Origin of the sequence: Amycolatopsis nalaikhensis (assembly GCF_030264295.1) — a bacterium.
GTDB classification, from domain to species: domain Bacteria; phylum Actinomycetota; class Actinomycetes; order Mycobacteriales; family Pseudonocardiaceae; genus Amycolatopsis; species Amycolatopsis nalaikhensis.
Genome location: NZ_CP127173.1, coordinates 4,610,709 through 4,630,504 on the forward strand (window position 1 = coordinate 4,610,709; position 19,796 = coordinate 4,630,504).

Annotated in this window: 15 protein-coding genes; 8 read left to right on the forward strand and 7 right to left on the reverse strand. The window is 70.8% G+C overall.

Annotation, left to right across the window (positions count from 1 at the left end):
• The first annotated feature begins 73 nt into the window (after positions 1-73).
• From QP939_RS22790 to QP939_RS22805, 4 genes are read left to right on the forward strand one after another with little or no spacing between them, the layout of a single operon-like run.
• Complete coding sequence (locus QP939_RS22790) at positions 74-1,159, forward strand: ABC transporter ATP-binding protein (protein WP_285458842.1); 1,086 nt, start codon at positions 74-76, stop codon at positions 1,157-1,159.
• Complete coding sequence (locus tag QP939_RS22795) at positions 1,156-1,824, forward strand: ABC transporter permease (protein ID WP_285458843.1); 669 nt, start codon at positions 1,156-1,158, stop codon at positions 1,822-1,824. Before QP939_RS22790 ends, QP939_RS22795 begins: the two co-directional genes overlap by 4 nt.
• Positions 1,821-2,504 carry an ABC transporter permease gene (locus QP939_RS22800; protein ID WP_285458844.1) on the forward strand — a complete coding sequence of 228 codons (684 nt, stop codon included), beginning with the start codon at positions 1,821-1,823 and terminating at the stop codon, positions 2,502-2,504. The genes QP939_RS22795 and QP939_RS22800 overlap by 4 nt, the downstream gene beginning before the upstream one ends.
• A complete protein-coding gene (locus QP939_RS22805) occupies positions 2,501-3,373 on the forward strand; it encodes an ABC transporter substrate-binding protein (protein ID WP_285458845.1) in 873 nt (290 codons plus the stop codon). The genes QP939_RS22800 and QP939_RS22805 overlap by 4 nt, the downstream gene beginning before the upstream one ends.
• Before the next feature lie 176 nt (positions 3,374-3,549).
• Here QP939_RS22805 and QP939_RS22810 read toward each other — a convergent pair whose 3' ends face one another.
• Together QP939_RS22810 and QP939_RS22815 are read right to left on the reverse strand one after the other, a co-directional pair.
• A complete protein-coding gene (locus QP939_RS22810) occupies positions 3,550-4,518 on the reverse strand; it encodes an LLM class flavin-dependent oxidoreductase (RefSeq protein ID WP_285458846.1) in 969 nt (322 codons plus the stop codon).
• A gap of 12 nt (positions 4,519-4,530) precedes the next feature.
• A complete protein-coding gene (locus tag QP939_RS22815; RefSeq protein WP_285458847.1) occupies positions 4,531-5,049 on the reverse strand; it encodes a GNAT family N-acetyltransferase in 519 nt (172 codons plus the stop codon).
• A 230-nt stretch (positions 5,050-5,279) separates the two neighbouring features.
• Between QP939_RS22815 and QP939_RS22820 the strand changes: the two genes are divergently transcribed.
• A complete protein-coding gene (locus tag QP939_RS22820) occupies positions 5,280-6,821 on the forward strand; it encodes a S8 family peptidase (RefSeq protein WP_285458848.1) in 1,542 nt (513 codons plus the stop codon).
• 55 nt (positions 6,822-6,876) lie between these two features.
• Positions 6,877-7,578 carry a flagellar basal body-associated FliL family protein gene (locus tag QP939_RS22825; protein ID WP_285458849.1) on the forward strand — a complete coding sequence of 234 codons (702 nt, stop codon included), beginning with the start codon at positions 6,877-6,879 and terminating at the stop codon, positions 7,576-7,578.
• A gap of 56 nt (positions 7,579-7,634) precedes the next feature.
• Here the strand turns inward: QP939_RS22825 and QP939_RS22830 are convergent, their stop codons facing one another.
• Positions 7,635-11,333, reverse strand: coding sequence for a multifunctional oxoglutarate decarboxylase/oxoglutarate dehydrogenase thiamine pyrophosphate-binding subunit/dihydrolipoyllysine-residue succinyltransferase subunit (locus QP939_RS22830; RefSeq protein ID WP_285458850.1), 3,699 nt, complete (start codon positions 11,331-11,333; stop codon positions 7,635-7,637).
• A gap of 258 nt (positions 11,334-11,591) precedes the next feature.
• Between QP939_RS22830 and QP939_RS22835 the strand changes: the two genes are divergently transcribed.
• Positions 11,592-11,864, forward strand: coding sequence for a hypothetical protein (locus QP939_RS22835; RefSeq protein WP_285458851.1), 273 nt, complete (start codon positions 11,592-11,594; stop codon positions 11,862-11,864).
• Here the strand turns inward: QP939_RS22835 and QP939_RS22840 are convergent.
• From QP939_RS22840 to QP939_RS22855, 4 genes are all read right to left on the reverse strand, one after another.
• Positions 11,861-12,367, reverse strand: a complete 507-nt coding sequence (locus QP939_RS22840) for a DUF4291 family protein (RefSeq protein WP_285458852.1) — start codon at positions 12,365-12,367, stop codon at positions 11,861-11,863. The two genes, QP939_RS22835 and QP939_RS22840, sit on opposite strands and share 4 nt — an antisense overlap.
• A gap of 449 nt (positions 12,368-12,816) precedes the next feature.
• Positions 12,817-16,569, reverse strand: coding sequence for an ABC transporter ATP-binding protein (locus QP939_RS22845; protein WP_285459823.1), 3,753 nt, complete (start codon positions 16,567-16,569; stop codon positions 12,817-12,819).
• Positions 16,570-16,658: 89 nt separating this feature from the next.
• Positions 16,659-17,540, reverse strand: coding sequence for an ABC transporter permease subunit (locus QP939_RS22850; protein WP_285458853.1), 882 nt, complete (start codon positions 17,538-17,540; stop codon positions 16,659-16,661).
• A complete protein-coding gene (locus QP939_RS22855) occupies positions 17,540-18,589 on the reverse strand; it encodes an ABC transporter ATP-binding protein (RefSeq protein WP_285458854.1) in 1,050 nt (349 codons plus the stop codon). The genes QP939_RS22850 and QP939_RS22855 overlap by 1 nt, the downstream gene beginning before the upstream one ends.
• 506 nt (positions 18,590-19,095) lie before the next feature.
• On the opposite strand from QP939_RS22855, the gene QP939_RS22860 reads away from it, so the two are divergent.
• On the forward strand, positions 19,096-19,773 hold the full coding sequence (locus tag QP939_RS22860) for a response regulator transcription factor (protein ID WP_285458855.1): 678 nt from the start codon (positions 19,096-19,098) through the stop codon (positions 19,771-19,773).
• The last annotated feature ends 23 nt before the right edge of the window (positions 19,774-19,796 follow it).

Below are 19,796 nucleotides of genomic sequence, written 5' to 3' on the forward strand. Positions count from 1 at the left end.
CACCTGCCGGAACAGCGTGCCAACCACCGCGTACTCGGCTACGGTCGGTGGCACCGGGACATGGGGAGTGGCAGTGACCATCGAATTCCGCGACGTGACCAAGCAGTATCCGGATGGGACGGTCGCCGTCGACAAGCTGAACCTGACGGTCGAGGACGGCACGATCACCGTGTTCGTCGGCCCGTCCGGCTGCGGCAAGACGACGTCGCTGCGGATGATCAACCGGATGGTGGAGCCGACCGCCGGGCAGGTGCTGCTCGACGGCAAGGACGTCGCCGAGGGCGACCCGGCGCTGCTGCGCCGCGGCATCGGCTACGTCATCCAGCACGCCGGCCTCTTTCCACATCGGACGGTGCTGGACAACATCGCCACCGTGCCGCTGCTTTCCGGCTGGGACAAGGCGAAGGCCCGCAAGCGCGCGGCCGAGCTGCTGGAGATCATCGGCCTGCCGGTCGAGCTCGGCAAGCGGTACCCGGCCCAGCTCTCGGGCGGCCAGCAGCAGCGCGTCGGCGTCGCCCGCGCGCTCGCCGCGGACTCGCCGGTGCTGCTGATGGACGAGCCGTTCTCCGCGGTCGACCCGGTGGTGCGTGAGGGCCTGCAGGACGAGCTGCTGCGGCTGCAGTCGCAGCTGGGCAAGACGATCGTGTTCGTCACGCACGACATCGACGAGGCCGTCCGGCTCGGCGACAAGGTCGCGGTGATGCGCGTCGGCGGCGTGCTCGCCCAGTACGGCACGCCGGCCGACGTCCTGCGCCACCCGGTCGACGACTTCGTGGCGTCGTTCGTCGGCCGTGACCGCGGCTACCGCGGGCTGTCCTTCCTCTCCGCCGACGGCGTGGAGATCAAGGAGCTGGAGCTGGTCGAGATCGGCGCGTCGGTGTCCACAGGCGACGGCTGGCGGCTCGCGGTCAACGCGGACAAGCAACCCCGCGGCTGGCTGTCGCCGAACTCCACAGTGGACGGTCCGCTGAGCGAGGACGACCTCGTGGCCGGTGGTTCGCTGTGGATCCGCGGCACGCCGATCCGCGGCGCGCTGGACGCGGCCCTCTCGTCGCCCGCCAGCCTCGGCGTCGTCGTCGACGACGAACACCGGGTGCTCGGCGCCGTCGTCGCGAGACAGGTCCTGGACGTGATCGAGGCGACGCCCCAGGCGTCATGAGCTTCTTCGACGAGCTCGGGCGGTACCTCGGCAGCGCGAACAACCGCGGCCAGATCCTCGGTGACCTGGGTGACCACGTCTACCTCGCGCTGCTCCCGCTGGTGCTCGGCATCGTGCTGGCGATCGCCGCGGGCTGGCTCGGCTGCCGCTGGCAGCCCGCGAGGCAGGTGCTCATGGTGCTCGCGAACCTGCTCTACACGATCCCGTCGCTCGCGCTGTTCGTCGTCATCCCCGGCCTGATCGGGTCGAAGATCCTGGACAGCGTCAACGTCGTCGTCGCGCTGACGATCTACACGACGGCGCTGCTGGTCCGGCCCGTGCTCGACGCACTGGACGCGGTGCCGCCGCCGGTGATCGCCGCCGCCACAGCCGTCGGGTACAAGCCGGTGCGGCGCTTCTTCGCCGTCGAGCTGCCGCTGTCGGTGCCGGTGCTCGCGGCGGGCGTGCGGGTGGCGTCGGTGAGCAACATCAGCCTGGTCAGCGTGGGCGCCCTGATCGGCACCGGCGGCCTCGGCGTGCTGTTCACCGACGGCTTCCAGCGCGAGTACTTCTCGCCGATCGTCGTCGGCATCGTGCTGACGCTGGTGCTGGCGCTGGTCGTGGACCTGGTCCTGATCGGCTGCCGGAACCTGCTGACGCCGTGGACCCGGGTGGGAGCCTCGTGATCACCGACCTCGTCCACTGGTTCGGCGACCCGGCGCACTGGTCGGGGCCGGACGGCATCCCGCGGCGGCTGCTGGAGCACCTCGGCTACACGGCGCTTTCGCTGGTGATCGCGTTGGTCATCGCCGTCCCGTTAGGACTGTTCGTAGGCCACACGGGACGCGGTGGCGTCGCGCTGGTGGGAGCGGGCAACGTGATCCGCGCGCTGCCGACGCTGGGGCTCGTGACGTTCCTGTTCCTGCTCTTCACCGAAAGCGTCACTTCGACGATCATCGGGCTCGTCGTGCTGGCGGTGCCGCCGGTGCTGGCCGGCACGTACGCCGGGCTGCAGGCGACCGACCACGGCGTGGTCGACGCCGCGGAGGGCGTCGGGATGACCGGCTGGCAGCGGCTGTGGAAGGTCGAGGTGCCGATCTCGCTGCCGCTCGTGCTCGGCGGCATCCGCAACGCCGTGCTCCAGCTCGTCGCGACGGCCGCGGTGGCGGCGTACGTCGGACTCGGTGGCCTGGGCCGGTTCCTGCTCGACGGACTGGCCATTTTGGACTATGCCGAGGTGATCGCGGGCGCGTTGCTGACGACGTTGCTCGCCATCGTCCTGGATCTGCTGTTCGCGTTGCTCAACCGAGCTTTGGTCCCGCGGGGCGTCCGGCTCGCGGCGGCCGTGAAGAAGGTGACGGCATGAAACGGCTGGTCGTGCTGGTTGCTTTGGTGCTGGCGGCGGGCTGCGGAAACCCGCTGGCTGGCGGCGGTGAGGGTGGTGCTTCCGGCGACATCATCATCGGCGCGTCCGACGTCGGGGAAAGCCTGCTGCTGGCCCAGATCTACGCGGGCGCGCTGCGGCAGGCGGGGGCGTCGAACGTGACGGTGCGGCCGCCGGTCGGCAGCCGCGAGGTCGTCGTCAAGGCGTTGCAGGACAAGTCGCTGTCGGTGGTGCCGGACTACAGCGGGAACCTGTTGCGGTACTTCGACAAGGACACGACGGCGACGACGTCGCAGGACGTCTACGCGCAGCTGCGCCGGAAGCTCCCGGCGGGGTTCGAGGTGCTGGACCAGGCTCCGGCGGAGGACAAGGACCTCCTGGTGGTCGGCCCGCAGCTCGCGTCCAGCGGCGTGAAGACGTTCTCCGACCTCGGGCGGCGCTGTCGTGAGCTGGTGTTCGGCGGGCCGGGCCAGTGGAGCAGCCGCTGGAAGGACAAGATCAAGCAGTTGTACGGCTGCGAGTTCAAGGAGATCCGCACGACGGACACGGGCGGCCCGGTGACGGTGGCGGCGCTGAAGTCGGGCGACGTCCAGGTGGCGGACCTGTTCAGCACGTCGTCGACGATCGCGGCGAACGGGTTCGTGCCGCTGGTCGACGACAAGAACATGTTCCCGGCGCAGAACATCGTGCCGCTGGTGGCGCGGGGAACGTTGTCGCCTGCCGAGGTGGCGGCGTTGAACCGCGTTTCGGCCGCGTTGACGACTTCGCGGCTGACGCAGCTCAACGTCGAGTTCACCGAGCAGAAGCGGAACCCCCTCGACATAGCCGAGGACTTCCTGGCGCGGACCTAGTGGTCGACGGCCAGGCGCACGCCGAGGCCGACGCGGAAGTGACTGGGCGAACTCCTTTCCCCGGCGGCTCCGAGCGCCCCAAGGCGGCCTTGGTTGCGTGAGACGCACCGAAGGCCGCCTTGGTTGCGTCTCACGCACCGAAGGCCACATTGGGGCGCTTCGAAGCCGCCAGTGGCTCAGCCGCGTAGGGCCGCCGCTACTCGGCCCGCGTCCTCGATGCCTCGCTCTGGCGGCTCCTCCGGCAACGGCAGCAACACCACCGACCCGCTCCCGGCCTCATGCAACGCTCGAACCCCCGCCACGCACTGATCCAGCTCCCCGCAGATCGCCAGCCGGTCGATCCACTCCGGCCGCAACCCGGCCGCCAGCTCGTCCACAGTGGACGCCGAATCCACCAGCTCCAGCAGCTCCGCGGCGAACGGCAGCCCCTCGACCTGCACCCGCGCCCCTGGCGTCAACGACTCCGCCACCGTGCGCCGGGCTCGCTCTCGATCCCCCAGAGCCAGCCAGTTGTACGTCACCATTGCGTGGTGCCCCGGCGGATTGCCGGCCGCGATGCCGTCCAACGCCGTCCGCACGTACTCCGGCGGGGACGGCTCCGCCAAGATCGTCCCGTCCGCCGACGCTCCCGCCACCGCCAGGGACTTCGGTCGTCGGACCCCCGCCACCACCGGGGGCACCGTCGACGGCGGGAACACCAGCTCGACCTCCTCCAGCGACACGTGCCGTCCGGCCACCGACACCCGGTCGCCCGCCAGCAGCCTGCGGACCGCCACCAGCGTCTCCTCCAGCGCCGCCAGCGGGGACGCCGGGTACGCGCCGATCTGGCGCATCCACGACGGCACCCCGTGGCCGAACCCCGCGATCAGCCTGCCCGGGTGCAGCTCGGCCAGCGCCGCCAGCTCCATCGCCGCGATCGCCGGGTTGCGGGCCACCGCCGGGAGGACGCCGATGCCCACCTTGATCGTCGACGTCACCGCCAGCGCCGTCGCGACCGTCGCTATCCCCGCCGCCCAGAAGCAGTCCTCGACCAGCCACACCTCGTCGAGCCCGGCGGCTTCGGCCTGGCGCGCCAGCTCGACCAGCCGGCTTGGCGGCTGCTCGCGGTTGATCCGGACACCCACGGACGAGCTCGGTGCGTACATGCGAAGGCTCCTTCAGATCCGGGAGAACGCCGGCGCGTAGGCGAACGCGCCCGTCTGGGTGGGTTTGTACCCGGTGAGGGTCCGCGCCTGGAAGTACTTGCCCCAGCTCGGGTCCGGCGACGCGATCGAGAGCGTCGACGCCGCGACGAAACCGAACCGCGCGTAGTAGTCCGGCGAACCCAGCAGGACGACCAAGCCGTACCCGAGCGCGTCCGCCGCGCCGAGCACCGCGTGCATCAACGCCGAACCGACGCCGCTCGTCTGGTGGTCCGGCCGCACGCCGAGCGGGCCGAGGCCGACCGACGCCGTCGCGTCTTCGCCGATGCGTGCCCGGCTGCAGCACACGTGCCCGACCGTCTCGCCGCCGCGCAACGCCACCAGCGACAGCGCGTCGATCAAGTCGCCGTCGGCGCGCAGCTCGTCCACCAACGGGGCCTCGACTGGCGTCACACCCTCCTCGCGCCGGAACGCGTCGCTGTGGAGCGCGTGGATCGTGGCCTGGTCGGCGGGGGTTTCGCGGCGGATCAGCATGCCCGCCACCTTGCCGCGAACCAGCCCCGAGCGGAAATCGTTTTCGCGGGCCGACTTTGGTAGGGGACCGTTCGAGTGGTTCCTGAACTGGGCAAACTGGACGATCTACCGATCTGGGGCGACCGCGACCTACAGTTCCGCTCACGTTCCACGTGAACGCGCTTCACGTCCACCCCTGGCGACCAGGCGGCCCGCGCCGCCCGGTCGACCCTGCCCAGAAGGGACGAACCATGCGCCTGTTGAGCAAGCTCGGCGTCGTCGCCGCCGTTTCGGCGTTGACGGCGTTGGGCGGCAACGCCGTCGCGACGGCCAGCGAGGGAACCATCGTCGGGGCCGGCGGCGCCGACGCCGTGAAGGACAGCTACATCGTCGTGTTCAAGGACGGCACGGCCGTCGAGAGCGCGGCGAAGAGCGTCACGAGCCGCCACGGTGGCACGGTCGCGAGAACCTTCGCCGCGGCCTTGCGCGGCTTCACCGGCACGATGTCCGAGACGCAGGCGAAGCGCATCGCGGCCGATCCCGCGGTGTCCTATGTGGAACAGAACAAGGTCGTGCACGCGACCGCCGACCAGCTCAACCCGCCGTCGTGGGGCCTGGACCGGGTCGACCAGCGGAACCTGCCGCTCGACCAGAAGTACAGCTACAGCACCACGGCGTCGAACGTGCACGCGTACGTGATCGACACCGGCATCAACCTCACCCACAGCACCTTCGGCGGCCGCGCGACGTCGGGCTACGACTTCGTCGACAACGACAGCAACGCCACCGACTGCCAGGGCCACGGCACGCACGTCGCCGGCACCATCGGCGGCTCGCAGTACGGCCTGGCCAAGGAGGTCAAGCTGGTCGCGGTCCGCGTGCTCAACTGCAGCGGCTCCGGCACCACCGCGGGCGTCATCTCCGGCGTCGACTGGGTGACGGCGAACGCGATCAAGCCCGCCGTCGCGAACATGAGCCTCGGCGGCGGCGCCTCGAGCACGCTCGACTCCGCCGTGCAGCGCTCGATCAACGCCGGCATCACCTACGGCCTCGCGGCGGGCAACGACAACGGCGCCAACGCGTGCAACGGCTCCCCGGGCCGCGTCGCGGCGGGCATCACCGTCGGCGCGACGACGTCCACCGACGCCCGCGCCAGCTACTCCAACATCGGCTCCTGCCTCGACATCTTCGCGCCGGGCAGCAGCATCACGTCGTCGTGGATCGGCAGCAGCACCGCCACCAACACGATCAGCGGCACGTCGATGGCGACCCCGCACGTCGTCGGCGCGGCGGCGCTCTACCTGGCCGCGAACCCGGGCGCGACGCCGCAGCAGGTCCGCGACGCGCTCGTCGCGAACGGCACCACCGGCAAGGTGACCAACGCCGGGTCCGGCTCGCCGAACGTCCTGCTCTACACCGGCACCGGCACGACCCCGCCGCCGCCGACCTGCGGCACCGTCACCAACGGCACCGACGTCGCCATCCCCGACAACGGCGCCGCCGTGACGAACTCCGTCAGCGTCTCCGGCTGCAACCGCAACGCGTCCGCGACGACGGCCGTGGAGGTCCACATCGTCCACACCTACGTCGGCGACCTGGTGATCGACCTGGTCGCGCCGGACGGCTCGGCCTACCGGCTGAAGAACTCCAGCAGCGACTCGAGCAACGACATCAACACGACCTACAGCGCGAACGTGTCGGGTGAGGCCGCGAACGGCACCTGGAAGCTGCGGGTCCAGGACGTCGCCTCGATCGACACCGGGCGCATCGACACCTGGTCGCTGACCGTCTGAGTGGTTTGCGCTGATTTGCCCGCCCCGGCAGCGCGAATGGCCTAGTGTCCGATTCGTGCAGCCAGGACCCCAGTACCCCTACCAGCAGCCGTATCCCCAGCAGCAGTACCCCGGCTACCCGCCGCCGAAGTCCGGCGGGAAGACGGTGCTGGTGATCGTGCTGGTGGTGGCCGGGTTCCTGGTGCTGGCCGGGGTGGGCGTCGGCGCGTTCTTCCTGCTGACGTCCGGTGACAAGCGGACGACGGCCGCGCCGACCACGACGTCACCGGCGGGCGAGCCGGACAAGTACACGACGCTGCCGCGGTGCAGCGAGGTCGGCAGCCGGATGAAGAACCTGCCGCCGCTGACCCGCGACGACGCCCCGGAACCCGCGGGCGGCTCGGACGACCAGCTCGAGATGACCCAGCTGAGCTGCTCCTGGATGAAGCCGGGCTCGTCGTCGGGCACGGTGACGATGTACCTGTCGGAGTCGAAGCAGAAGGGCTCGGGCGCGGGCACCCGCTACGCCGCGGCGGGCTACGAAAACGCGGTCGAGGACGGCGCGAAGCCGATCACCGCGGGCATCGGAAAGGCGACGAAGGCGGCCGACGTCGACTTCGACAGCGGCCGGACCCTGCAGTGCGGGGTGCGGTTCTACCAGGGGAACGTCGACGTCATCGTGATCGTCTCGGCGGCCGACGAGACGGACCGGGACATCGCCCGCTGCCGCCGCAACGCCCACAACCTGGCCGAGTCCGCTTCCTCGTCCTTGGGCTGAACGCGGTGAAGGCCCCCGCACCGGAAGCGCGGGGGCCTTCAAAGGCTGTCAAGCGATCAGTCGAACGCCTTCGCGATCAGCGCCTTCTGCTCGACCTCGTGCACCTTCGACGAGCCCGCCGACGGCGCCGCCATCGGACGGCGCGAGACGACCTGCAGGTTCGAGAGCAGCTCCGGGAACTTCCGCGGCAGGTTGAGCCCGAAGAACGGCCACGCGCCCTGGTTCTCCGGCTCCTCCTGGACCCACGCGACCTGCGAAGCGTTGGTGTAGCGCTCGAGCGCCGCCACCAGCTTCTTCTTCGGCAGCGGGTAGTACTGCTCGATCCGCACGATCGCGACGTCGTGCGCCTCGCGCTTCGCCCGCTCGGCCACCAGCTCCCAGTACAGCTTCCCGGAGGTCAGCAGCACCTTGCGGATGTTCGCCGGGTCCGGCGTCGTGTCGTCGATGACGGACATGAAGCGGCTCTCGCCGGTGAAGTCCTCCACCGCCGACGTCGCGGCCTTGTTGCGCAGCATCGACTTCGGCGTGAAGACGATCAGCGGGCGCTGGATGCCGTCGAGGGCGTGCCGGCGCAGCAGGTGGAAGTAGTTCGCCGGGGTCGACGGGACCGCCACCGTCATCGAGCCCTCCGCGCACAGCGAGAGGAACCGCTCGATGCGGCCGGACGTGTGGTCCGGGCCCTGGCCCTCGTGGCCGTGCGGCAGCAGCAGCACGACGTCCGAGCGCTGGCCCCACTTGGCCTCGCCCGAGGAGATGTACTCGTCGATGACGGTCTGCGCGCCGTTGACGAAGTCACCGAACTGCGCTTCCCACATGACCAGCGACTCGGGGTTGGCCACCGAGTAGCCGTACTCGAAGCCGACGGCCGCGTACTCCGACAGCGCCGAGTCGTAGATCATCACGCGGCCCTGGCCGTCGGCCAGGTTCTGCAGCGGCGCGTACTCCTGGCCGGTCTTGCGGTCGATGAAGACCGAGTGCCGCTGGGTGAACGTGCCGCGCCGGGAGTCCTGGCCGGACAGCCGGACCAGCCGGCCCTCCATGGCCAGCGACCCGAAGGCCAGCAGCTCGCCGAACGCCCAGTCGATGTCGCCTTCGCGCGACATCTTGTGGCGGCGCTCCATGACCGGCTTGACGCGCGGGTGCGGGGTGAAGCCCTCGGGGACGTTCACGAACGCGTCACCGATGTGCTCGATGACCTCGTTGGAGACCGCGGTCGGCACCTTGGCCGGCATCGGCTGCTCTTCCTCGACCGACGGGCTGGCCTTCGCCGGGTGCTTCTCCAGCTCGCGGACCTCGTTGAAGACGTGCTCCAGCTGGCTCGAGAAGTCGCGGAGCGCGGCCTCGGCCTCCTCGACGGAGATGTCGCCGCGGCCGATCAGCGACTCGGTGTAGGTCTTCCGGACCGAGCGCTTCGTGTCGATGATGTCGTACATCGCCGGCTGCGTCATCGACGGGTCGTCGCCCTCGTTGTGCCCGCGGCGGCGGTAGCAGATGAGGTCGATGACGACGTCCTTGTGGAACGCCTGCCGGTACTCGACGGCCAGCTTGGCCACCCAGTGCGCGGCTTCGGGGTCGTCGCCGTTCACGTGGAAGATCGGCGAGCCGATCATCTTCGCGACGTCGGTGGCGTACTGCGAGGAGCGCGAGTGCTCCGGCGCGGTCGTGAAGCCGACCTGGTTGTTGACGATGACGTGCACGGTGCCGCCGGTGCGGTAGCCGCGCAGCAGGGCCAGGTTCAGCGTCTCGGCCACGACGCCCTGGCCCGCGAAGGCCGCGTCGCCGTGCATCAGGACCGGCAGGACGGTGTAGCCCTCGCCGCCCTTGTCGAGGATGTCCTGCTTGGCGCGGACGATGCCCTCGAGCACCGGGTCGACGGTCTCCAGGTGGGACGGGTTCGCGGTCAGCGACACCTTCGTCTCGCCGTCGCCGAACATCCGGAAGTACTTGCCCTCGGCGCCGAGGTGGTACTTCACGTCACCGGAGCCGTGCGCCTGGCCCGGGTCGAGGTTGCCCTCGAACTCCTGGAAGATCTGGCTGATCGGCTTGCCGACGATGTTGGCCAGCACGTTCAGCCGGCCGCGGTGCGGCATGCCGATGACGACCTCGTCGAGCTCGTGCTCGGCGGCCTTGTCGAGGATGGTGTCGAGCAGCGGGATCGCCGTCTCGCCGCCCTCGAGGGAGAACCGCTTCTGGCCGACGTACTTGGTCTGCAGGAACGTCTCGAACGCCTCGGCGGCGTTCAGCTTCGAGAGCACGTACTTCTGGACCGCGGGGTCCGGCTTCTCGTGCGGGATCTCGACGCGCTCCTGGATCCAGCGGCGCTCCTCGGGGTCGAGGATGTGGGTGTACTCGATGCCGACCGTGCGGCAGTAGGAGTTGCGCAGCACGCCCAGGATGTCGCGCAGCTTCATCCGCTCCTGGCCGGCGAAGCCGCCGACCGGGAACTCGCGGTCGAGGTCCCAGAGCGTCAGGCCGTGGGAGAGGACATCCAGGTCGGCGTGGCTGCGCTGGCGGTAGTTCAGCGGGTCGGTGTCGGCCATCAGGTGGCCGCGCATCCGGAACGCGTCGATCAGCTCGATGACGCGGGCGGTCTTGTCGACCGGGCCGTCCGGGATGTCGGCGACCCAGCGGATCGGCTCGTACGGCAGGCGCAGGCTGGTGAAGACGTCGTCGTAGAAGCCGTCCTCGCCGAGCAGCAGCTCGTGGATGCGCTTGAGGAACTCGCCCGACTCCGCGCCCTGGATGATGCGGTGGTCGTAGGTCGAGGTCAGCGTCATGATCTTGCTGATGCCGAGGTCGACCAGGGTCTTCTCGCTGGTGCCCTCGAAGGCGGCCGGGTACTGCATGGCGCCGACGCCGATGATGGCGCCCTGGCCGGCCTGCAGGCGCGGCACCGAGTGGTTGGTGCCGATGCCGCCCGGGTTGGTCAGCGAGATCGTGGTGCCGGAGAAGTCGTCGGCCGTCAGCTTGTTGTTGCGGGCCTTCTTGACGATCTCCTCGTACGCCTGCCAGAACTGCAGGAACGTCATGTCTTCGACGCCCTTGATCGAGGCGACGACGAGGTTGCGCGAGCCGTCCTTGCCCTTCATGTCGATCGCGAGCCCGAAGTTGACGTGCTCCGGCGTGACCGCGAACGGCTTCCCGTCGATCAGCTGGTAGTGCCGGTTCATGTTCGGGAAGCTCTTCAGCGCCCGCACCATGGCGTAGCCGATGAGGTGCGTGAAGGAGATCTTGCCGCCGCGGGTGCGCTTGAGGTGGTTGTTGATGACGATGCGGTTGTCCGCCATCAGCTTCGCCGGGACCGCGCGCACGCTGGTCGCGGTGGGGACGCTCAGCGAGGCGTCCATGTTCTTGGCGATGGCGGCCGCGGCACCGCGCAGCTGCTTCGACTCCGGCTCTTCCTTCTTCGCGTCGGCCTTCGGCTCGGCCTTGGCCGCGGGCTTCGGTGCCGCCTTCGCGGGCGCCGCCTTCGCGGGGGCCGTCTTCGCCGGGGCCGCCTGCTTGGCGGCCGACTCCGCGTTCTGCACGGCCTTCGGCGAGGGCTGCGCCGCCTGGCCGTTGGTGGCCGGCTTGGCTTCGGCCTGCTGCCGGGCGTTGTCCGCCTTGGCCTGCGCGTTCTGCGTCGGCTTGAAGTCCGCGAAGAAGTCGTGCCATGCGGCATCGACTGAGGAAGGGTCGGCGAGGAACTGGTCGTACATCTCTTCGACCAGCCACTCGTTGGGGCCGAACTGTGACGCAGGGCTGCTGCTGGACACGGCTTGGGCTCGCCTCTATCCGTCTCGATCTCGATCATGAATCCGCTGATGCGCCTACCAGGCTAACCCCCTCGGTGACCGCGATGTGATGGAACCGGCCTGTGTGAGGCCTGGCGCACTAGGGGATCGGTCACTGACTCGATCAAGATGTGCTAAGGGAACCTTAAGCGCTGGACCCGGTACAGGATTCGCGGGCTCTTGCCCTTCGGTTCGTCCGCCGGTGTGAGGCCGTTCACCGCGACGGGCTCCACTGGCCGAATGTGGCTGGTCGAATGTCCTTCGTTCTGGGACCAGGGCCTGGTCAGGCCGCTGGTGACGGAGTCGGGAGCGGTCGTGCTGCGGTGCGACTCGTGCGCGGCGGTGTGGCCGACGCTCGCCGACTTCGAGGAGATGGAGTGGGTCGAGCCGGAGGAGCCGGACTGGCTGGTCGGCGCCGGGGTACACGTCCGCCCGGGCACGGTCCGCTGGGCGTCGCGGCCGGACGTCGAGGCGGCGGGGCTGGGATCGCTGAAGTGGCGAACGCTGCCTTAGGCGCCGACGGCTTTCGCGAGGTCCTCACTGAGCGGGTAGGGCGGCTCGTGCGGGACGAGCTTGACCGCCTTGTGCAGCTGGTCGGTGGCCAGGAGGCCGGAGATGTCCCGCATGACCGGGGTGACATCGGTGATGGCGGTGATCCACTCGTCGACGGCTTCGCCGCGCAGGGAGAGCCGGATCGCCTGGAAGTTCAGCGGCGTGTGGTCGAGATCTCGCTCCGGGGCCCACTCGATGTGCGCGTGGGCCAGGGCCCCCTCGAAGCCTGCGCGGGTGAGGTCGACCGCCAGGATGCGCTCGTGGCCGGGCTCACTGCCGTAGCCGCTGAGGTGGGCCGCGAGGCGGAACGACGGCACGAGCGCCAGTGGCCGGCCTTGCTCGAGGGCCTGCTTCTCGAGCGCGACGTCGGCGACGGCGGGCGGGCACGACTGGTAGACCCGGACGGTCGTCTCCGTCTGCGCCGCGCGCACCTGCCGGTCGGGGACCCGCTTCTCTTCGAACATGCCCGCCATGGTCCCAGCGCGGCGGACGGCGGGCCACGAACTTTCGGAGTTCAGCCGCGCGGGGTGGAGGGGTGCGGCGTTCGGTTGGCTCCGCGGAGGTGGGGGATGGTCTGTGGTCGGCCCGGCGGGACGCGCGGTGGCTGCGCGGGGGGGCGGGTTTGGCGGGTGCGGCTGAGGCGGGCGGGGTGGCGAGGCTCGGCACTCGGCCTCTCCGGCGGCGGGTGGTGCTGGTGCCGCGGTGCCGGGGATGGGTCCGGCCTCGGCGCTCGGCTCGGTCCGGCGGCAGGTGGTGCGGGTCGCGGCTGTGGCGGGGCGGGGCAAGCTCCGGCCTCGGCACTCGGCTCAGTCTGGCGGCCGGTAACGCGATTTGCCGCGGGGTGGCGGCGGGCCAACATCGCCCCGGCCCCGGCCCCGGCCCCGGCCCCGGCCCCGGCCCCGGCCCCGGAACCTCAGCCCAGGGCCCAGAGGCGGGCGTAATGACCGCCCGCCGCCAACAGCTCCTCGTGCGTCCCCGTCTCCACTATGCGGCCGTGGTCCAGGACCACGATGCGGTCCGCCCGGGCCGCCGTTGCCAGGCGGTGGGCCACCACGAACGTTGTTCGGCGGCGGGCCACCGTCTCCGTCGCCCGGAGGACCGCCGCCTCCGTTGACGGGTCCAGTGCCGCCGTTGCCTCGTCCAGCAGCAATACGTCCGGGTCCACCAGCTCCGCCCTCGCCAATGCCACCAGCTGGCGCTGGCCCGCCGACAGCGACCGGCCGCGCTCGCCCACCGGTTGCAGGAAGCCCGACGGCAGCGCCGCCACTCCGTCGAACGCTCCCACCGCGCGGACCGCCGCCTCCACCTCCGCGTCGGAGGCCGATGGGCGGCCGTAGCGGACGTTGTCCGCCACCGTTCCCGAGAACAAGTGCGCCTCCTGTGGCACCACACCCATCCTGCGCCGCAGCCCGGCCAGCTCGTACTCGCGCACGTCCGTTCCGTCGATGCGGACCTCGCCGCCCGTCACGTCGTAGTAGCGCGCCACCAGCTTCACCGCCGTCGACTTCCCGGCTCCTGTCGCGCCCACCAGTGCGATCGTCTCCCCGGCCGCGACGTCCAGTGAGAACTGCTCCAGCGCCGGCGTCTCGGCGCCCGTATAGGAGAAGTCGACCTCCTTGAACGAGACCTCGCCGCGCAGCCGCGAAGGCACCGCGACCGCGTTCTCCGCCGCCGGGACCGACGTCGGCGTCCGCAGCAGGTCACCGATGCGGTTCAAGCCGACGCGGGCCTGCTGGTAGCCGTCGAACACCGACGACAGCTGCTGGATCGGCGAGAAGAACTGCTGCAGGTACAGCAGGAACGCCAGCAGCACCCCGGCCGACAGCGTGCCCGCCGACACGCGGTTCGCGCCCGCCACCAGGACCGTCGTCGTCGCCAGGTCGGACAGCAGCGCCACCAGCGGGAAGTACGTCGCGACGTACCGCTGCGCCCGCAACCGCGAGCGCCGGTACTCGTCGCTGCGTGAGGCGAACGCCTCCGCGGAACGGTCTTCGCGCGTGTACGCCTGCGCGACCCGCAGACCGCTCACGTTCTCCTGCATGTCCGCGTTCACGACGCTGACCCGCTCGCGCGCCTCGTTGTACGCCTTCGACGCCGAGCGCCGGAAGATCACCGTCGCCACCGCCAGCACCGGCACCATCGCCAGCGCGAACAGCGCCAGACCCGCGTCGGTGACCAGCAGCGCCGCCGTGATCCCGGCCAGTGTCAGCGCGCTGACCACCGCCGTGGCGAGGCCCGTCTGCAGGAACGTCGACAGCGCGTCGACGTCCGTCGTCATCCGGGTCATGATCTTCCCGGACAGCTCGCGCTCGTAGTAGTCCAGCCCGAGCCGCTGCAGGTGCGCGTAGCTGCGGACGCGCAGCTCGTACAGCACCGTCTCGCCCACCCGGGACGTCAGGCGCGTCTGCGCGAACACCACCAGCCAGTCGGCCGCGATCACCGCCGCGCCGATCCCGGCGGCGAGCCAGATCATCCACTCCACCCCGGCGCGGACACCGTGGTCGACGCCGAACTGGTAGAGCCCCGGCAGCGCGATCGACGCCAGCGCGTCCGCCGCCACCAGTCCGATCACCAGCGCGAGCGGCCAGCGGACCGGGCGCAGCAGCCGCGCCAGCCGGAACCGCGGTTCGGGCGCGGTGACGTCCACATCGGACAGTCGTGGCTCGTCGACGGCCGCCGGGAGCTTCCGCACGCCCTCGATCAGCTCCGGGGTCGGCGGCACGTCGAGGCCGCCGCCCCCGCCGACGAACCCGCTGCTGTTCACGTCGCCGCTGCGGCGGCGCGCGGCGTCGGCCAGGTCGTCGACCTCGTCGCGGCTCTCGTCCCGCGGCCACAGCGACGGCGTGATCCCGTCCTGCCCGCAGTCGAGGCCTTCGCAGCGGTGCTTCTCCTCGACGTCGTCACCCGGGCCCGCGACCAGCTCGCGGAACAGGGGACACCGCGCCATCAGCTCGGCTTCGGTGCCGACGTCGACGACTCGGCCTTCGTCGAGCACCGCGATCCGGTCGGCCAGCGCCAGCGTCGAACGCCGGTGCGCGATCAGCAGCGTCGTGCGGCTCGCGGTGACCGAGCGCAGCGTCTCGTGGATCGCCGCCTCGGTGACCGTGTCGATGGCCGACGTCGCGTCGTCGAGGATCAGGATCCGCGGGTCGGTGATCAGGGCCCTGGCCAGGCCGAGCCGCTGCCGCTGGCCGCCCGACAGCGTCAGCCCGCGCTCGCCGACCAGCGTGTCGTAGCCGTCCGGCAGGGCGCGGATGAACTCGTCCGCCTCCGCCGCGCGGGCGGCCGCGACGATCTCCTCCTCGCTCGCGTCCGGGCGCCCGTAGGCGATGTTGTCCCGGATCGACGAGGAGAACAAGAACGCTTCTTCGAACACGACGCCGATCGCCTGGCGCAGCTGCCGCAGCGGCACGTCCCGCACGTCGAGGCCGCCGACGCGCACCGCGCCCGCGTGCACGTCGTAGAACCGGGGTAGCAGCAGGGAGATCGTGGACTTCCCGGAGCCCGCGGTACCGACCAGCGCGAGGGTCTCGCCCGGGTTCGCGGTGACCGAAAGCCCGTCCAGCACCGGTTCGCTGCGGGTGTAGCCGAACCGGACGCCGTCCAGTTCGACGCCCAGCGGCCCGGACGGCAGCGGCCGCGCGCCGGGGGAGTCGACGACCTCGGGCTGCGCGTCGATCAGCTCGTACACGCGCTCGGCGCCGGCACGGGTCAGCTGGGCCTGCACTACCAGGCCGGACAGCATGCGGGCCGGGCCGATCAGGGTCGCGAGGTACGTCGCGAAGGCGAGGAAGGTGCCGAGCGTGATGGAGCCGTTCAGCGCGAGGACACCGCCGATGCCGAGCACCGCGACCTGGCCCGCGGCGGGCAGTGCCGCTGTGGTCGCCGTCGGCACCGCCGACAGCTTCGCCGCGCGAAGCCGCTCCGCGAACAGCTTGCGCGCGGTCCCTTCGAGCTTCGAGACCTCCCGCGCTTCCTGGCCGAAGCCCTTGACCACGCGGACGCCGGTGACGGTCTCCTCGACCTGCTGCGCGACGTCGGCCGCGCGCTGCTGCGCCGACCACGTCGCCGGGAAGAGGCGCTTGCGGCTGCGGGCGATGACGATGCCGACCGCGGGCGTGACGACCAGCGCGATCAGCGTCAGCACCGGCGACATCCACAGCATCGCCGCGAACGACAGCACCGCGAAGATCACCGAACCGAACGACAGCGGGATCTGCATGAGGATCCCGACGACCAGCTGCAGGTCGGAGATCGCGCGCGAGACGACCTGGCCGGTGCGCAGCGCGTCCTGCTTGCCGCCGTCCAGCCGCGAGACCGCGTTGAAGACGCGCTGGCGCAGGTCGTGCTGGACGTCGAGGGCGAGCTTCCCGCCGAGGTACCGCCGCAGGAACGCGGTGCCGAACGCGACCAGCTGCAACGCGACGAGGAAGACGGCGATCCCGGTCAGCCCGCCGGTGTGCCCGGCCACCGCGTTGTCGACCGCCGAGCGCACCAGCAGCGGGCTGGCGGCCTGCACGCCGACGCTGAACACGGCGGCGAGCAGCGACAGCACGACGAGCGCGCGGTGCTCCCACGCCGCGGCGGACAGCCTGCGGACCCACCCGGCGGTCTCGGCGGGTGGAGCTCTTGACGGGGGCGGGGCGGAGCGGTGGTCACGTTGCAACACTAAGCGCCACCACCGACAGAATATTTCCGCGAACGCCGAGAAGGCCGCCTCGGAGAGCCCGAGGCGGCCTTCACGGACGGGTGAAACTACGTGATGTCGCGCTTCTGGTTGCCCGCCCAGCCGAGGCCGAAGAACAGCATCGTCCACGCGAAGAAGATCAGCGCCGACGCCCACCACGAGATCACGCCGGGCGCGCCCGCCGCGAGCTGCAGGCCCAGCTGCGACCAGTGGTCGACGCCGCCGGGCAGGTTGAGCGTGTTGATCCCGAACGCGTCCGCCGCGATGCCGCCGACGATCCCGTTCGCGGTGCCGTTCGGCAGGATGCCGCCGAGGACGTCGGCGGGGCCCCAGAGGGCGATCACCAGGACGTTCTCGATGATCAGGAACCACACCAGGAACAGCACCACCGCCAGCGGCACGCTGCGCAGCACCGCGCCGAACCCGATGCCGAACAGCGTGACCAGCACCGCGGCCAGGATCGTCCCGCCGAGCGCGGCCAGCCACTGGCCCGCACTCGGCCAGCGGCCGGAATCGACCGACGCCATCACCGCGACCGCCGAGACGCCGAAGCTGACGACGCCGTAGATCGCGCCCCACGCCACGTACGTGAGCATCTTCGCGGTCAACGCGGTGATCCGGTTCGGCGCGGTCAGGAACGTCGTCGTGATCGTCTTGCTGCGGTATTCACCGGCCAGCGCGAACACCCCGAACAGGCCGGGGATGAGCTGCGCGATGTTGACCCCGTGCGCGAACGCCAGCAGCCCGACCGGCAGCTTGCTCGCGTCCAGGCCGACCGCGCCCGCGACCTCGCGGGCGTCGCTCGAGCCGATGAAGTCGGCGAAGTCGTTGGTGATCTTGCCCCAGACGAACGTCAGCCAGAACGCCACCAGCACCAGCGGGATGAGCAGCACCCACCACGTGTGCAGCGAGAGCGTCTTGCGGAACTCCGCCTTGATCAGGTTGCCCATCACTGCTGCGGACCTCCCCAGCCCTGGTGCTGCTGCGGACCCGACGGCGGGCCCTGCTGGTACTGCTGCTGGTACTGCTGCGGCGGCCCTTGGTACTGCGGCTGCGGCGGGTAGCCCTGGGCCGGGTAACCCGGCGCGCCGGTGTACTGGCCCTGGGTGAGCTGGAAGAACATCCGCTCGAGGTCGGCGTGGTCCTCCTGCATGCCGTAGACGGCGATCCCGGCCTTCGCGGCGATGTCGCCGATCTGCTGGACGGTCGACCCGGCGACCGCGACCCGGCCGTCCGGGGTCGGGGAGACGCCGGTGATGCCGTTGTCCTGCAACGCCTTCACGAGCGCCGACGGGTCCGCCGGCTGCACCAGCACCCGCGACTGCTGGCTCTTGCGCAGCTGCTCCAGCGGGCCGTAGTACCGCGTGACGCCCTGGCTGATGATGACGACCTGGTCGATCAGCTGCTCGACCTCGTTCAGCAGGTGGCTCGACACGAGCACCGTCCGGCCCTGCTCGCGCGCGTAGGACCGCAGGAAGTTCCGCAGCCACAGGATGCCTTCGGGGTCGAGGCCGTTCGTCGGCTCGTCCAGCACCAGCACCTGCGGGTCACCGAGCAACGCCGTCGCGAGCGCGAGCCGCTGCCGCATGCCGAGCGAGAAGCCGCCCGCCTTCCGGTCCGCGGCGCTGCCCAGGCCGACCAGGCCGAGCACCTCGTCGGCGCGCCGGTCCGGCACGCCGATGGCCGCCGCGTAGACGCGGAGGTGGTTGCGGGCCGTGCGGCCCGGGTGGAAGCCCTCGTTCTCCAGCACCGAGCCGACCACCCGCGCCGGGTTTCCCAGCTGCGAGTGCGGCCGCCCGTTGATCGTCGCCGAACCCGACGTCGGCGTCACCAGCCCGAGCAGCATGCGCAAGGTCGTCGTCTTCCCGGCGCCGTTCGGGCCCAGGAAGCCCGTCACCGAACCCGGTTCGACCGTGAAGCTGAGGTTCTGCACCGCGTTCACTGCGCCGAACTGCTTGCTCAGGTTCTGCACCACAATCCGGCCACTGCCGTCGTGCATACCGTCCCCTAACGTTCCCGCTGATGCGGCGTCATCCTGCCCTACCCGCGCCGGTCGCGCGCACGGAACGCGCGAACCCGCGGGGAGCGACTTTCGTCACGTTCCGCTACCGGCCGTCGCGGACCTCGGCGGTGGGGAAAGGGCGCTGACCTGGGGTTCGCCGGTCGCGGGTGCATCGCGCGGCGATCAACTCGGTAAAGAATTCGAGTGACTTGTGGCCCCAGTGGAGCAAAGTCCGCGGAAGGCCTCTAAGCTAGTACTCGGCGACCCGCTCCCAGTGACCCCCAGGCTGGTTGAGCGGGTCGCCCTTTCGTCTCCGCTCTCGGGCTTCGCCCTCTCGCTCGACTTCATCGTCCTGCCCGGGGGCCGAGCCCCCGGACCCCCACGGTGCCTCCGGTGCCCCTTCCAGCGTGGTCCGGTTCGCCGTTGCCTCCGGGCGACTTGGCCGTGGCTCGCGGTCGGCGCTGCTCGGGTGGCGGCGGGGGTGGCTGTGGCATCGTGGCGCGATGCGGATCTTGCTCGTCGAGGATGAACGGCGGCTGGCCGAAGCCCTGCGAGCCGGGCTCAGTGCCGAGGGCTATGCCGTCGACGTCGCGCACAACGGGCGGGATGCCCTCTGGCACGCCGGGGAACACCCCTACTCCGCCATCATCCTCGACATCATGCTGCCCGGGCTGAACGGCTACCGCGTCTGCCGCCGGCTGCGGGACCAGGGCGACCGCACCCCCATCCTCATGCTCACCGCCAAGGACGGCGAGGACGACGAGATCGAGGCCCTCGACACCGGTGCCGACGACTTCCTCCCCAAGCCCTTCTCCTACGGCGTCCTCCTCTCTCGGCTGCGCGCGCTCATCCGCCGCGGCGGGGCCACCCGGCCGGGGGTCCTCAAGCTGGGGGACCTCGAGCTCGACCTGGCCGCCCGGACCTGCCGGCGCGGGACCGCCGACATCGCCCTCACCGGCAAGGAGTTCGCCCTCCTCGCCTACCTCCTGCAACGGCCGGGGCAGGTCGTCACCAAGGCCGAGCTGCTCGACAACCTCTGGGACTTCGCCGCCTCCGCGACCGCCAACCTGGTCGAAGTGCACGTCAGCGCGTTGCGCCGGAAGATCGACGTCCCCTTCGGCGTCGAGACCATCCGGACCGTCCGCGGCGCGGGCTACCACGTGGTGACGGCGGGTGCCTGACCTCCGGCGCTCCACCCGGTTTC

Coding starts and splice junctions, on each gene's coding strand:
- QP939_RS22795 (WP_285458843.1), top strand. CDS start 1,156: ATGAGCTTCTTCGACGAGCTCGGGCGGTACCTCGGCAGCGCGAACAAC.
- QP939_RS22805 (WP_285458845.1), top strand. CDS start 2,501: ATGAAACGGCTGGTCGTGCTGGTTGCTTTGGTGCTGGCGGCGGGCTGC.
- QP939_RS22810 (WP_285458846.1), bottom strand. CDS start 4,518: ATGTACGCACCGAGCTCGTCCGTGGGTGTCCGGATCAACCGCGAGCAG.
- QP939_RS22815 (WP_285458847.1), bottom strand. CDS start 5,049: ATGCTGATCCGCCGCGAAACCCCCGCCGACCAGGCCACGATCCACGCG.
- QP939_RS22820 (WP_285458848.1), top strand. CDS start 5,280: ATGCGCCTGTTGAGCAAGCTCGGCGTCGTCGCCGCCGTTTCGGCGTTG.
- QP939_RS22835 (WP_285458851.1), top strand. CDS start 11,592: ATGTGGCTGGTCGAATGTCCTTCGTTCTGGGACCAGGGCCTGGTCAGG.
- QP939_RS22840 (WP_285458852.1), bottom strand. CDS start 12,367: ATGTTCGAAGAGAAGCGGGTCCCCGACCGGCAGGTGCGCGCGGCGCAG.
- QP939_RS22850 (WP_285458853.1), bottom strand. CDS start 17,540: ATGGGCAACCTGATCAAGGCGGAGTTCCGCAAGACGCTCTCGCTGCAC.
- QP939_RS22855 (WP_285458854.1), bottom strand. CDS start 18,589: ATGCACGACGGCAGTGGCCGGATTGTGGTGCAGAACCTGAGCAAGCAG.
- QP939_RS22860 (WP_285458855.1), top strand. CDS start 19,096: ATGCGGATCTTGCTCGTCGAGGATGAACGGCGGCTGGCCGAAGCCCTG.